The sequence below is a fragment of the Pseudomonas sp. NFACC51 genome (assembly GCF_900103575.1).
Taxonomy (GTDB): Bacteria; Pseudomonadota; Gammaproteobacteria; order Pseudomonadales; family Pseudomonadaceae; genus Aquipseudomonas; species Aquipseudomonas fluorescens_Q.
In genome coordinates this window covers 62,300-76,352 of record NZ_FMXH01000001.1, presented here as the reverse complement: position 1 = coordinate 76,352, position 14,053 = coordinate 62,300, and the positions used below count along the sequence as shown (strand labels likewise).

Sequence of the window (14,053 nt, the reverse complement as noted above, 5' to 3'; positions counted from 1 at the left end):
CCGCTCCCAGGGCCGATCCAGTCAGAACCTGATGGTGGCCTGCACCACCACACCGATGAGCCGACATTGCTCGGTGTACAGGTTTTTCGGGTAAGTCGGATTGAGCGGAACCAGGTAACGCTGCCCGCTCTCTTCGATCAATTTGCGAAAGGTCGCGTCACTGCTGCCGGGCAAGCAGGCAACCACCAGTTTGCCTGGCACCGCCTCGATGGCCGGATCCACCAGGATCGACATGCCCTCGGGAATGCTCAAGCCGCTGGGTGCGGTCATCGCGTCGCCCACCACCACCAGCCAGAACGCGGCCCCCAGGGCGTGGTAGTCCGTCAGCTCGTAGCGCGCCTGGCTGTAGGCACCAGGATCGCCTTCGCGAACCTCGCCAACCTCGTGCCATTCACTGACCGGGTAGCGGAAGTACGGATTGTACTTCTGCGCCAGGGCCATGCCTTCGTCCGTGGAAGTGTCCGGCTCGCGAATCACCATCGCCACTTCCAGAAACTCCAGCCCCAGCTCCCGCAGGACCCGGTTCATGTCTTCGACACTGGGTTGCCGGCGCCTGGTCAGCCAATGGCCGACGCCGCCCTGGGACATTCCCAACCGTTCTGCAAGCACCACTTGCGTGATGCGCAGCTCCTTCATCTTGGCCTTGACCAACTCTATCCATTTATCCATGTGCGGCACGATACGTGGATGACTCCGGCCATTCAAAACACAAATTGTAGTATTTAAATTATCGTCACAATTACGATAAGTACTATTCTGGATTCAGGAGTTCAGCCCCACACACGGAGATTTTCATCACCATGGATACACCCAACAAAAACCAACCCGGCAGCCCTTTCGACAGCACGTTCCCTTCCTTGCAGGATTGCCCGGCGGCCAAGCGCGCCCTCGATTACTACTTGAAACCAGGTGTTTCGCAGGCACAGGCAGAACATCGCTTCTTCGACGTCAATCACAGCGTCAGCGCAGAAGAAGCCCTTGTTCACGCATGCGACCTGCTGCGCTGTGCAGCGGCAACCGCCCACGAGTCCGCCAACCAGTTGAACGGTTCGAACCGTGACCTGGCGTTTTCGGTGGTGCACATGATTGACCTGGTCAAGGTGATGCTTGACCGATCCCTGGATGGCTACCCGACTCGCTAGGGGTAACACTCGGGAATGTCGCCGCGAACGCGGACGACGAGAAAAATTTTCCATCGACGCGATAAAATCATTTGACTTGCAAATGATAATGATTATTATTGCATCAGCTGGTCGCGAGATCAGTCGATAGACCAGAAGACCTTAGGTCGGACTTCTGGAATATCTCCTCATCAGGCTAATCACGGTTTTTGACCCGGCTTTTTGCCGGGTCTTTTTTTGCCGATTTTTCGGCTTATGGCTTCAGGCTAATGAAGTCTTTTTGGGTGCTGCCAATTCGATGGCGGCGATGATAGCAAATGAATACCCGTTTGCAAGAGCAGCCCCGCCACGCAGGCGGAAACTATCGACAACCAGCGCTTGAGAATCAATTGCAGACTCTCTAAGCTGGCTCGGCGTCCAGGGAGGACGCCCCCTCGTTTACGTGACGTAAAGCGTCTCGGTCCCCCCCGTCTTGCGTGTACAGTAATGGCCATGAAAATCCTCTCCAGGAATCGTGACCGTGGCTAAATCTTCCTTTGATATCAGCGCCAATTTCGACAGCGGCAACATCGAGGTCGTCGACATCAGCAACCCGTTGCAGTCGTTGCTCAAGATCAGGCCCGACACCCGCAGCGCCCATTTCCAATGGTTCCACTTCAAGGCCAGCGGCCTGCACGTCGGCCAGGAATATTCCTTTCGGCTGCTCAACGCCAGTCAATCGTCTTACAACAAGGCCTGGACGGGCTACCAGGCCGTTGCCTCCTACGATCACGTCAATTGGTTCCGCATTCCGACCCAATTTGAAGGCGACGCCCTGCGCTTTTATCTGGAGACCGAACAGACCAACGTCTGGTTCGCCTACTTCGAACCCTACAGTCGCGGCCGACATGATTGGCTGATCGAGCAAGCGCAGCACAAGGCTGGCACCGAACTCTTGGCCGTCGGTAAAAGCGTGGAAGGCCGGGACATTCAGCTGCTGCGCAAAGGCAGCGGTGCCGAAGGCCGGCGCAAAGTCTGGATTATCGCCCAGCAACATCCCGGCGAGCACATGGCCGAGTGGTTCATGGAGGGCGTGATCGAACGCCTCCAGCAGCATGACGATGCGCAACTGAACCAGTTGCTCGCCAAGGCCGATCTGTACCTGGTGCCGAACATGAACCCGGACGGCGCATTCCATGGGCATCTGCGGACCAACGCCATGGGCCAGGACCTCAACCGCGCCTGGCAGAACGCCAGTCCGGAAATCAGCCCCGAGGTCTTTTTCGTCCAGCAACAAATGGAAAAGTACGGCGTCGATCTGTTCCTCGATGCTCACGGCGATGAGGAAATTCCCCACGTCTTCACCGCCGGTTGCGAAGGCAACCCGGGCTACACGCCACGCATTGCCGAACTTGAAGAGCGTTTTCGCAGCCATCTCAAGCATCAGACCAAAGACTTCCAGACCACTCACGGCTACACCCGCGACGAACCGGGCCAGGCCAACATGACCCTGGCCTGTAACGCGGTCGGCCAGAAATATGACTGCCTGTCCCTGACCCTGGAGATGCCGTTCAAGGACCACAACGATCACCCGAACCCGATCACCGGCTGGTCCGGCAAACGCTCGATGCAGCTGGGCAAGGATGTGTTGAGCACCATCGAGGCCATGGTCGACGAATTGCGCTGATCCGAAGACCTGATCAATCCCCTGCGGCCAGGGAGCTTGCTCCCTGGCCACAATCCATCAACCCTTGCCGCGCAACATACTGTCCAACACCTCATCCCGGCGCACCCAAGCGTGAAACAACGCCGCCGCCAGATGCACCAGCACCGTCACGAACAACAGGTAAGCCAGGTACCCGTGGGCCTTGCGCAGCAGTGCGAACGTCTGCGCGTGGGCTGGCAGAATCGAAGGCAGTTGCAACGAGTCGCCGAGCATCACCGGGTCCCCCGCCGCCGAAATCATGCCCCAGCCCAACAACGGCAAGACCAGCATCAGGGCGTACAACAGCACATGCGAGGCGTTTGCCGCCAGCACTTGCCAGGCCGGCAGTTCCGCCGGCAGCGGCGGTTGGCGGGTAGTAAAACGCACCATCAGGCGCACAATCACCAACAGCAAAATCGCGATACCCAATGGTTTGTGCAACTGCAACAGCCATTCATGGCGTTCGGACACCGAGGCGACCATGCCCGCGCCGATGAACAGCATGGCGATGACCATCACGGCCATCAGCCAGTGCAGCAGCCGGGCCAGCGGTGCAAAGTGACGAGGGGCGCTCATGGGCGGGACTCCTGTTTGGCGGGCAACTGGCTCACTTCGCTGGTACGTCGCAAGTAGGAACTGGCATAGGCGGCGGAGCGCGCGACCAATAGCGGGTCTTCGGAACCTTCGATCCCTTGGGGCAGGATCAGCGGGTCATAGTTGATGTCGCGGCATTCGCCGTTGTCCTGCGCCTGGGTGCGCTCCAGCACCAACGTGCCGGCATTGAGTACCTTGCGGTCAGCGGGCCAGGCCTTGCTGGCATCGTTCACCGGGTCACCCGGGTTGGCCAGGGTGATGTTCAACTGCCAGCGCAACGGCCCGGCGGCGAGGCGCTTCACCAGGTCTTGCTCAAGGAAGTCGCCCCCCTGGGGTGGCGTCGCATCCGCAGCATCCTGGCTCATCGGCACCATGCCCCAGCGCACCGCCTGACGCTGCCCGGCGGGGTTGATCAGATAGAACGCGTTGATGCCGTTGTAGGTTTCAGTGGCATAGCTGGTCGACGGCTTGGCGGTCTTGATCCATTGCAGGAACGGCGCGGCTTCGGGGTGTGCGGCAAAGAACGCCGGTACGGCCGCAGGGTTCGGTTTTCCTGTGGCAGGGTCCGGCGACTGGGCTTGCTGGAGTTGGTAGAAAGCTTGCGGCGTACCCACCGGAAACACCGGCATGCTGTTCATGCCGGTGCGCCATTGCTGGCCGTTGGCCTGGGTAAAGCGCAGTGCCAGGCTGCGAATCGGCACGCTGCCGTCCGGTGCATAGGGATTGCCGCTGGGCAAGGCGAAACGCCCAACCACAGGCGTTTGCGGCAGCGAGAACACCTGGGCGCTGGAATAGGCGCTGGCCTCGCCCGAGCTTTGGAAGTAACCCGCGACGCAGACCCCTTTCGAGTGGTTGCGTCGAAAGCCCGGGTGAACGCCGTTGTTTTTTTCCAGCACATTGACCAATGCCTGTGGTGTCAGGCGTTGTGGGTCGAGGCTGCCATTGACGTAGGCAAACGCCCCGGCCAACGCAGCAACAATCACGGCGATGCCGCTCAGGCGCAATGTCAGGCCAGCGGCACTCAAGGGTGGCCGGCTCGACGAGGATGAAGGATCAACCATGAGAAATCTCCAGGCCTCGAGGCCATTTGTTGGAAAGGACCCGTCAGACGAAGGCCCGGCAGGTTTATTCCCACGCCTCGTATTTATTTTTCCTGCACTGGAATAATCTCGTTCGCGGGTCGTCTTTCCAGTCCCGGCGCAATGACTGCCCACAGAAGCCACACCTCTATGAACGCATTCGACGAACAGTTGCGCGAGCTCATCCCCAGGCTACGGCGTTTTGCCGTGTCGCTGACGCGCAACCCGAGCAACGCCGACGACCTGGTGCAGATGTGCCTGGAACGGGCATTGTCCAAATGGAACGACAAGCGTCCGGACGGCGATCTGCGGGCCTGGCTGTTTTCGATTCTGTATCGGCAGTTTCTCGACAGCCATCGCCGCTCACGACGGTATGCGCGCATGCTGGAGTTTTTCACCGGCCGCGACGATGCCCACCCTTCGGCCGAGCGCAGCGTGATCGCGCAATCGTCGTTGCAGGCCTTCGATCAGCTCACGACGGAACAGCGCGCGTTGTTGCTCTGGGTGTCGGTGGAAGGCTTGAGTTACCAGCAAATCGCCAACATCCTCGGCGTGCCGACCGGCACGGTAATGTCCCGCCTGTCCCGCGCTCGCCAGGCCCTGCGCCAACTCAGCGACGGCGAAGTCACCCGCCCTACCCTGCGGATACTCAAATGATCAGCATGCCCCCCAGCGACAGCGACCTGCACGCCTACGTCGATCGCCAACTGAGCGAGGCCGACCAGCGCCTGGTGCAGGCCTACCTGGCCAACCAGCCGGAAGTGGCCGCCCGGGTCCGCGCCTGGCAACAGGACGCGCAGCACCTGCGCACGGCCCTGAGCGGCGCCTTGCAACAGCCGCCCAACCCGGATCTCGACCCGGCCATGATTCGCCAGCACCTGAAACATCGCTCCCGCCGCCACCTGGCCAGCGTCGCGGTGTTGCTGCTGGCCATCGGCGTAGGCGGAGTCAGCGGCTGGCAGGCGCGACAAATGACCCTACTCGGCGCCGCAGCCCCCATGGCTGACGCCCTACAGGCGTACCGGTTGATTGCCCAGCAGGGCATCCTTCCGGCCGATTACCAGACCGGCGACGAGCAGAGCATGCAAGGCTGGCTCGACCGTTACTTCACCCAGGCTGACCGGCTGCCAGACCTGTCGGGGGCGGGCTTCAAGCCGGTCAGCGGACGCTTGCTCAGCACCGAACAAGGCGCGGCGGCGATGGTGGTTTATCAGGACCCGAGCGGTCAGAAAATCAGCTTCTACGTGCGCCCACCCGGCCCGAAAAACTTCCTCCTGCCGCGGGGCAGTCGTCGCGAGGGCGAGTTGCAAGCCGAATACTGGTCCGGGTCGGGCTACAACTATGCGATGGTCATCCCCAGTGATGCGCCGACGGTGCAAAGACTTAAGCAGACATTGGACTTCTGATCAGCGGTGGGTTTGAGGCAGTGTTCAACCCTGCCCAAACACCTGCGAAGGCCTGCGCAGCAACGGGTCGAACGGGTTGATCCGCGGTCCGATCAGGGCCGCCTCGCGCTTGAACATGTCCACCACCATCGGCAGGCGATCGGGCCCCAGGCGGTCGCTCACCGTTGCCACGCTCAAGGCGGCCCGGGCTCGGCCGTCACGGTCGAGGATCGGCAATACCTGAAAACGGCGATTGCCGTGGATTGGGACCAGGTCAACGAGCAACGCCCGGCCTGGAACGCCCGCTGGAACCGCAGCATCGAGCGCTAGCGCGAATTTTGCAGTTATCATGCGGCCATCTCGGGCTTAGTGCCTGAAGATAACCTGTGGCGAGGGAGCTTGCTCCCGCTGGGCTGCGAAGCAGCCCTCAAACCTGACACCAATGTGTGTCAGACTGATTGCATAGCCGCTTTTGGGGCTGCCATGCAGCCCAGCGGGAGCACGCTCCCTCGCCACAGGTTCTTGTGCCCTCCCCTTGATCAACAGCGACCCCATCCATGCACACCCTCGCCCAACTACGCGCCGGCCAGCTCTGCGGCATTACCCGGCTGGACCTGGCCTGCGGCTTGACGGAGTTTCCCCGGGAAATCTTCGACCTGGCCGATTCCCTCGAGATCCTCAACCTCAGCGGCAATCAGTTGGACACGCTGCCCGACGACCTGCATCGGCTGACTCGCCTGCGCGTACTGTTCTGTTCCGACAACCGCTTCACTGAACTGCCCGAATGCCTGGGCCGTTGCAGCGCGCTGACCATGGTCGGTTTCAAGGCCAACCGCATCAACCGCGTCACGGGCGCCGCACTGCCGCCACTGCTGCGCTGGCTGATCCTGACCGACAACTGCGTCAGCCGCTTGCCGGATGAACTGGGCCAACGCCCCTATCTGCAAAAACTGATGCTGGCCGGCAACCGTTTGCAGCAGTTGCCGGCGAGCCTGGGCCAGTGTCATCGCCTCGAACTGCTACGCATCGCCGCCAACCAACTGACCGAACTGCCGCAATGGCTGCTCACGTTGCCAAGCCTCAGTTGGCTGGCCTACGCCGGCAACCCACTGGAAACCCAGGCGCAAGCGACGGCCCTGAATACCACGACGCCTATCGAATGGTCGCATCTGGAACTGCAACGACAACTGGGCGAAGGCGCGTCGGGGGTGATTCATCAGGCGCTCTGGCAGACGCCCGGCCAGGCGGCACGAAAGGTCGCAGTGAAGTTGTACAAGGGCCAGATGACCAGCGACGGCTCTCCCCTGCATGAGATGCATGCCTGCATCACGGCCGGTCGCCACTCGAACCTGATTGAGGTGCTGGGTCAGGTTGCCGGGCATCCCGAGCAACAGGCCGGGCTGGTGATGGCGCTGATCGAGCCCAGCTACCGTAACCTCGCCGGGCTGCCGAGCCTGGCGTCATGCAGCCGCGACGTGTATGCCGATGAACTGCGCCTGAGCGCCCCGGTGGCCTTGCGCATCGCCCACGGCATCGCCTCGGTGGCAGCGCACCTGCACCGCCAGGGCATTACCCATGGGGATCTCTACGGGCACAATATTCTGTGCGATGAACAGGGCGATTGCCTGCTGGGGGACTTTGGCGCGGCGTCGTTCCACGCCACCACAGACAACCTGCAAACCCGCGCGCTGCAACGCATCGAGGTGCGGGCCTTCGGGATTTTGCTGGGGGAATTGCTGGCGCGGATCGAACCGACGCTCAGTGCTGAGGAACTGGCAGCGTTACAGGATCTGCAGGTGCGTTGCTGTCAGCCAGAGGTGTTGGCGCGGCCGGGGTTCGATGAGATCAGGCAGCTGTTGTCCAGCTTCTAATCCACTGATTCAATCGACGTCATAGGTTGATCGCCCGAACCTTTGTGGCGAGGGGATTTATCCCCGCTGGGCTGCGCAGCAGCCCCCAAAACTCTGCCGAGTCAGCCAGACATACCCAAGTTGTCTGGTTTCAGGGCCGCTTCGCGGCCCAGCGGGGATAAATCCCCTCGCCACATGTCCATCCTGTCCCTGGTCCAAGCAGGGTGGGGTTAACCCGCCAACCCGACAAACATGTCCTGCACGTCATCGTGGTTGTCGAGGCCTTCGAGGAAGGCTTCTACTTCAGCCATCTGCTCGTCGGTCAGGCCACTGACCGGGTTTTTCGGCTGATAGCCCAGCTTGGCCGACAATACGGTGAAACCCTGCTCCGGCAAGGCCTTCTGTACGGCATCGAGGTCGGCAGGATCGGTGAGAAACAACGTCGCGCCTTCTTCGCCCGGTTCGAAATCCTGGGCACCGGCCTCGATGGCGGCCATTTCCGGATCGGCGTCCGGGCTGTCCGGCGCGGCTTCGATCATGCCCACATGGTTGAAGTCCCACGCCACCGAACCCGAGGCGCCGAGTTGGCCCTTGCGGAACGCGACGCGAATTTCGGCAACAGTACGGTTGATGTTATCGGTCACACACTCAACGATCAGGGGCACCTGGTGCGGCGCAAACCCTTCGTAGGTGACGCGGTGGTATTGCACGGTTTCACCGAGCTGGCCAGAACCTTTCTTGATCGCACGTTCCAGGGTCTCGCGGGGCATCGAGGCCTTCTTCGCCTGTTCGACCACCAGTCGCAAGTGCGCGTTGGTCGCGGTATCAGCGCCGTTGCGCGCGGCAATGGTGATTTCCTTCACCAGCTTGCCGAAGATCTTTCCCTTGGCGTTGGCAGCCGCTTCTTTGTGTTTAACCTTCCACTGTGCGCCCATTACTCACTCTCTTGTCTGACGCGCCGAGACATCTGCCGGCCGGCGCTGTGGCGCAAGTTTATACGGCCTAAACCGGCTGATCGACCAAAAAATTCACCCTGCCGGATCGACATTTTCACAGCGTGTTGTAGGGCGTTTCTGAAATAGCGACTCACAAGCACCGTTTTCCCCTGCGGTTTCGTACCCTCTGCGCCTCTCTCCCTGCCAGTAGGAGCTGCGATGCGCAACGACACGGAAAGTCCCTTCAGCCTGACGCTCACGCAAAGCGGCTTGCAACTGCAAGTCTTGCGGTTCAGTGGCCGCGAAGCCCTCAACCAGCCATACCGCTTTGACCTCGAACTGATCGGCCTGGCCCCGCCGATAGATCTCCAACTGCTCTTGGGGCATCCGGCCTTCCTGCGCCTGGAAGGCGAATCGGGCGTCCATGGGATTGTCCACAGCGTTAGCCTCAGTGCCCTGGCGCCGCGGCGTATCGGCTATCGTGTGACGTTGGTTCCCTACCTCCAGCAACTGGAGCAAGGCCCACAGCGCCGGGTTTTCCATCGGCTCAGCGTGGTGCAGCTGCTGCAACGCCTGCTGGAAGAACACGCGCTACCCGTCGACAGCTACCGTTTCGAACTGCCCCATGGGCTGTATCCGTGTCGCCCGTTTTGCATCCAGTACGACGAAAGCGACCTGACCCTCCTGCAACGACTGTGTGAGGAAGAAGGCATTCATTACCACTTCGAACATGCTCCCCAGGGCCATGTCCTGGTGTTTGCCGAAGACCCGAAGAGCTTTCCCGCGCGCCCCATCGAGCTGCCCCTGCGCCCGAACGACAGCCTGCAGCCGGCCATCAGACGCTTGTATTTGCGTCACCATCCGATGATGCCTGGGCTGCCCGTCGGGTTCAGTGACCGGGCCCCGCCCGAAGCCGAGGCCTCGGCGGCGAATCAACCCCTTGAGCGGCTCGATCACGAAGCCATGCACGGCAACCCGGCCTTGGCTCACCGTTACCAGGCCGGTCGCCGCCACCTTGAACGGCTGCGCTGCCGGCAACGGGAAATCCATGGCCACAGTACCCAACCGGCCCTGCACGGCGGCGACATCGTGCAGGTCTGCGAACACCCGGTTTCCACCTTCAACGATCAATGGTTGATCACCGAGGTCCAGCATCGCGGACGGCAGTTCTCGATCCTGGAGCCGGACCTGCCCGCCGCACCGTCGGCCCGTGACTACCGCAACCGGTTCACCGCCATTCCCTGGTCCACCACGTTCAGGCCAGCCCTCAAGCACCCCAAGCCCCCCGTCCCCGGGTACCACCTGGCCCATGTACTCGGCAGCACCGGCCAGCCGGCCAGCGCCGATGAACGTGGCCAGGTGAGTGTCAGCCTATGGGCGCCGGACCAGGACGGCATCACGCTGCCCGTGTCGCGGCTGACGCTGGATGGCAGCCCCAGCCTGATGGCCGGCAGCGAAGTGCTGGTGAGTTTTCTCGATGGCGACCCTGATCGACCGGTGCTGTGCCCAGGGGCTGTCGATACCGGCGCAGGCCATACCGCCACGTCCCCGAAATCGCCCCGTGGGGACCATGATGCAGGGCTGCTGTTGGACTGGCTGCTGAATCCGCCGGATTTGACTCCCTGACTCAACCCTGTGGCTTCATGCCGGCAAAAGTGATCTGGCTCAAGCAAACCCAGCGAAACGGGCTTACAGTAAACGGATAACGCCGCTCTAGACGGCGCTCTACCCTGATCGTTGGAGAGGCCTGCAATGCCCTGGAAAAACTCAGAAAGCCGCTACAGTACCGTCACGGTCACCTTGCATTGGCTGATGCTGGTTCTGCTGGCCGTGGTTTACGCCTGCATCGAGTTCCGCGGGATTTTCCCCAAGGGCAGTGGCGGTCGCACCCTGATCAAGGAAGCGCACTTCATGCTCGGCCTGACGGTGTTCCTGCTGGTCTGGCTACGCCTGTTCGCCCGCAGCATGGGTAAGGCTCCGGCGATTTTCCCGGCGTCGCCTGCATGGCAAACCGTTCTCGCTCGCCTGATGCATTGGGCGCTGTACCTGTTCATGATCGCCATGCCGCTGCTGGGCTGGCTGATCACCAGCGCCGAAGGGCACCAGGTGATGTTCTACGGTTTCGATCTGCCGTTGCTCATCAATCAAGACAAGGATTTCGCCAAGCAACTGGAAGGCTGGCACGTGCTGGGCGGCACCATCGGCTATTGGCTGATTGGCCTGCATGCCTTGGCGGGGCTGTACCACCACTATGTGGTACGGGACAACACGCTGCTGCGGATGATGCCCAAACGCGGCTGACCGTCGTTACTCGAACCCCCGGCGGCCTTGCAAACCGCCGGTGTGGACGAAGACCAGACGGGTATCCGGGGCAAATCGTCCGGCCTCGACTTGCGTCTTGAGCAACATCAAGGCTTTGCCGGTGTACAACGGCTCCAGTTCGATGGCCGTCGTGGTTTCGATGAACTCGGTGAGTTCGGCATCGACCCGGGCGAACCCGCCACGGCTGCCGTCGAAGAACTCATGACGCGGGCTGGAAAGCCCGGCTTCTCCCACGATGCGCTCGACCTGCCGGGCCACGCCATGGTCCGGAGGCACGGCCAGCACGCCGTAGACCGGGCGCTCGCCCGCTTCGGCCAGCACCAGTCCGGCCAGCGATGTTCCAGTACCGCAAGCCAACCACCAGCCGTGATAATCCGCCCATCCCAGCGCCGCCAATTGTTCACGGACACTGGCCACCCACGTCATGCAGCCTTGCGCCCCAGGCAATCCCGAACCGCCCTCGGGCACCGGATGCAAATGTGGATAGCGAATCTGCCACGGTTCCCAGAAATCCGCTGCGTGCCGCTCTCGGTATCCGCCATAACCCAACCAGTGCAGGTCCATGCCAAATGCTTTCAGGTCGCGCACCGTCGGCGTGTCCTGGGGATGACCGCGCAATAGCCCGGCCGTGGAAAAGCCGAAGCGCCTGCCGGCCGCCGCCAGCGCATGCAAATGGTTGGAATAGGCACCGCCCAGGCTCATGACCCCTTCGGCTCCGGCCTCATGGGCGGTGCGCAGATGAGGGACCAGCTTGAACCACTTGTTGCCGCTGATCAGCGGATCGATCCGGTCCAGGCGCAACACCGCCACTTCGACACCGGCACGGGCGAGCCAGTCCAGGTGAAGGGGTTCGAGTCGGGGTTGGGGATGCCAGTCGAGGGCGGGAAGCAGCATTGCGGCGGGCCGGAGGGGAAGATACCGGCATCTTAACAGCTCGGTGTTGAGAGACTTCAGGATCGGAGTTCACCGCCTCCTGTGGGAGCGAGCTCGCTCCCACAGGGGATCCGGGTTCTACAGAGCGTGTGAGTTACAACTGCGCCGCCAACCGCGACCCCTGGTTGATCGCCCGCTTGGCATCCAGTTCCGCTGCCACGTCGGCGCCGCCAATGAGGTGGACGGTCTGCCCCGCCGCTTCCAGGCCTTCCTGCAACTCGCGCAGCGGATCCTGGCCGGCGCAGATCACGATGTTATCCACGGCCAGCACTTGCGGCTCGCCGGTTTCGCCGATGCGAATGTGCAGTCCGTCATCGTCGATCTTCAGGTATTCGACGCTGTTGAGCATCTGCACCTGCTTGTTCTTCAGGCCCGTACGGTGAATCCAGCCGGTGGTCTTGCCCAGGCCGTCACCGACCTTCGAGGTCTTGCGTTGCAGCAGGAACACCTGGCGCGCCGGTGCATGGGGTTCAGCCTTGATCCCGGCCACACCGCCGCGAGCCTCGAGGTGGATGTCGATGCCCCACTCCCTCCAGAACGCCTCACGATCCTGGCTGGTGGCGACGCCCTGATGCACCAGGAACTCCGACACGTCGAAGCCGATACCGCCGGCACCGATCACCGCGACGCTACGGCCCACCGGCTTGCGCTCGAGGATCACGTCCAGGTAGCTCAACACCTTGGCATGCTCCACCCCGGGAATCGCCGGCACGCGCGGCGCGATGCCGGTGGCAAGGATGATCTCGTCGTAGCCGCCGGCCACCAATTGCGCCACATCCACCCGGGTATCGAGGCACAGCTCGACATGGCTGGTCTGCAATTTGCGCTTGAAGTAGCGCAGTGTTTCGAAGAACTCTTCCTTGCCCGGCACGCGCTTGGCAATGTTGAACTGACCGCCGATTTCACTGGCCGAATCGAACAGCGTCACCTGGTGCCCACGCTCGGCCGCCACCGTGGCCGCGGACAACCCGGCGGGGCCGGCACCGACCACGGCGATTTTCTTCACCTGGGTCACCGGCAGGTAGTTCAGCTCGGTTTCATGGCAAGCCCGTGGGTTGACCAGGCAACTGGTGAGCTTGCCGCCAAAGGTGTGGTCCAGGCACGCCTGGTTGCAGCCGATGCAGGTGTTGATTTCGTCACTGCGACCGGCAGCGGCCTTGTTGACGAACTCCGGATCGGCCAGGAATGGCCGGGCCATGGAGACCATATCGGCATCGCCCTCAGCGAGGATCTGCTCGGCCACTTCCGGGGTGTTGATGCGATTGGTAGTGATCAGCGGGATGCTTACCGAACCACGCAGCTTGGCCGTGACCTTGCTGAACGCCGCCCGTGGAACCTTGGTGGCAATGGTGGGAATCCGCGCTTCGTGCCAACCGATACCGGTGTTGATGATCGTTGCGCCGGCCTGCTCGATGGCCTTGGCCAACTGGACGATTTCGTCCCACGAACTGCCACCTTCCACCAGATCGAGCATCGACAGGCGAAAGATGATGATGAAGTTCGGGCCTACTGCCTCACGCACCCGACGCACGATTTCCACCGGCAGGCGCATGCGGTTTTCATAGCTGCCGCCCCAACGGTCGGTACGGTGGTTGGTGTGGGCCGCCAGGAACTGGTTAATGAAATAACCTTCCGAGCCCATAATCTCGACGCCGTCGTATTCGGCCTTCTGGGCCAGGACCGAACAGGTGACGAAATCGCTGATCTGTTTCTCAATACCCTCCTCGTCCAGTTCCTTGGGCTTGAACGGGTTGATCGGTGCCTGGATCGCGCTCGGTGCGACCTGCTTGGGGCTGTAGGCGTAGCGACCGGCATGGAGAATCTGCATGCAGATCTTGCCACCGGCCTCGTGTACGGCCCGGGTCACGATCTGGTGCTTGAGCGCTTCTTCCTCGGTGGTCAGCTTGGCCGCCCCGGAGTACACGCCGCCCTCGTCATTCGGCCCGATCCCACCGGTGACCATCAGGCCCACGCCGCCCCGGGCGCGCTCGGCAAAATACGCCGCCATGCGTTCGAAACCGCCGGGTTTCTCTTCCAGGCCGGTGTGCATCGAGCCCATCAGGGTACGGTTGCGCAACGTGGTGAAACCCAGGTCCAGCGGGGCCAGCAGGTGCGGGTAATGAGAGGCGGTCATCGGTAACTCCACAACG

The 14,053-nt window shown here is 62.0% G+C and carries 13 protein-coding genes and 1 pseudogene; 7 read left to right on the top strand and 7 right to left on the bottom strand.

Annotation, left to right across the window (positions count from 1 at the left end; genetic code table 11):
• Nucleotides 1-21 precede the first annotated feature (21 nt).
• Nucleotides 22-669, bottom strand: coding sequence for a LexA family protein (locus tag BLT00_RS00395; protein WP_046064773.1), 648 nt, complete (start codon nt 667-669; stop codon nt 22-24).
• A 131-nt stretch (nt 670-800) separates the two neighbouring features.
• On the opposite strand from BLT00_RS00395, the gene BLT00_RS00390 reads away from it, so the two are divergent.
• Both BLT00_RS00390 and BLT00_RS00385 read left to right on the top strand, forming a co-directional pair.
• On the top strand, nt 801-1,142 hold the full coding sequence (locus BLT00_RS00390; RefSeq protein WP_063322112.1) for a DUF6124 family protein: 342 nt from the start codon (nt 801-803) through the stop codon (nt 1,140-1,142).
• 493 nt (nt 1,143-1,635) lie between these two features.
• The gene (locus tag BLT00_RS00385) at nt 1,636-2,787 is read left to right on the top strand and encodes a M14 family metallopeptidase (protein ID WP_063322113.1); all 1,152 of its coding nucleotides are present in this window, start codon (nt 1,636-1,638) and stop codon (nt 2,785-2,787) included.
• A gap of 57 nt (nt 2,788-2,844) precedes the next feature.
• On the opposite strand, the gene BLT00_RS00380 is transcribed toward BLT00_RS00385, so the two are convergent.
• On the bottom strand, nt 2,845-3,381 hold the full coding sequence (locus BLT00_RS00380) for a cytochrome b (RefSeq protein ID WP_092145438.1): 537 nt from the start codon (nt 3,379-3,381) through the stop codon (nt 2,845-2,847).
• Entirely contained in the window at nt 3,378-4,460 is a 1,083-nt protein-coding gene (locus BLT00_RS00375; protein ID WP_092145436.1) for a catalase family peroxidase, read from the bottom strand. Before BLT00_RS00375 ends, BLT00_RS00380 begins: the two co-directional genes overlap by 4 nt.
• A gap of 168 nt (nt 4,461-4,628) precedes the next feature.
• On the opposite strand from BLT00_RS00375, the gene BLT00_RS00370 reads away from it, so the two are divergent.
• A complete protein-coding gene (locus tag BLT00_RS00370; protein WP_072346608.1) occupies nt 4,629-5,135 on the top strand; it encodes a sigma-70 family RNA polymerase sigma factor in 507 nt (168 codons plus the stop codon).
• The gene (locus BLT00_RS00365) at nt 5,132-5,884 is read left to right on the top strand and encodes an anti-sigma factor family protein (protein WP_092145434.1); all 753 of its coding nucleotides are present in this window, start codon (nt 5,132-5,134) and stop codon (nt 5,882-5,884) included. The genes BLT00_RS00370 and BLT00_RS00365 overlap by 4 nt, the downstream gene beginning before the upstream one ends.
• A 24-nt stretch (nt 5,885-5,908) precedes the next feature.
• On the opposite strand, the pseudogene BLT00_RS00360 reads toward BLT00_RS00365, so the two are convergent.
• A pseudogene (locus tag BLT00_RS00360) lies at nt 5,909-6,100 on the bottom strand (IclR family transcriptional regulator); the annotation flags it as partial.
• 320 nt (nt 6,101-6,420) lie between these two features.
• On the opposite strand from BLT00_RS00360, the gene BLT00_RS00350 reads away from it, so the two are divergent.
• Complete coding sequence (locus tag BLT00_RS00350) at nt 6,421-7,734, top strand: leucine-rich repeat-containing protein kinase family protein (protein WP_092145429.1); 1,314 nt, start codon at nt 6,421-6,423, stop codon at nt 7,732-7,734.
• A 209-nt stretch (nt 7,735-7,943) separates the two neighbouring features.
• Here the strand turns inward: BLT00_RS00350 and BLT00_RS00345 are convergent, their stop codons facing one another.
• Entirely contained in the window at nt 7,944-8,648 is a 705-nt protein-coding gene (locus BLT00_RS00345) for a YebC/PmpR family DNA-binding transcriptional regulator (protein WP_003199952.1), read from the bottom strand.
• Nucleotides 8,649-8,867: 219 nt separating this feature from the next.
• Here BLT00_RS00345 and BLT00_RS00340 point away from each other — a divergent pair, with 219 nt between their 5' ends.
• Nucleotides 8,868-10,274 carry a type VI secretion system Vgr family protein gene (locus BLT00_RS00340; protein ID WP_092145427.1) on the top strand — a complete coding sequence of 469 codons (1,407 nt, stop codon included), beginning with the start codon at nt 8,868-8,870 and terminating at the stop codon, nt 10,272-10,274.
• Between the two features lie 126 nt (nt 10,275-10,400).
• Entirely contained in the window at nt 10,401-10,949 is a 549-nt protein-coding gene (locus tag BLT00_RS00335) for a cytochrome b (RefSeq protein ID WP_063322121.1), read from the top strand.
• A 6-nt stretch (nt 10,950-10,955) separates the two neighbouring features.
• Here the strand turns inward: BLT00_RS00335 and BLT00_RS00330 are convergent, their stop codons facing one another.
• Together BLT00_RS00330 and BLT00_RS00325 are read right to left on the bottom strand one after the other, a co-directional pair.
• On the bottom strand, nt 10,956-11,864 hold the full coding sequence (locus BLT00_RS00330; protein WP_092145425.1) for a 1-aminocyclopropane-1-carboxylate deaminase/D-cysteine desulfhydrase: 909 nt from the start codon (nt 11,862-11,864) through the stop codon (nt 10,956-10,958).
• 133 nt (nt 11,865-11,997) lie between these two features.
• Complete coding sequence (locus BLT00_RS00325) at nt 11,998-14,037, bottom strand: oxidoreductase (RefSeq protein WP_092145423.1); 2,040 nt, start codon at nt 14,035-14,037, stop codon at nt 11,998-12,000.
• Between the last annotated feature and the right edge of the window lie 16 nt (nt 14,038-14,053).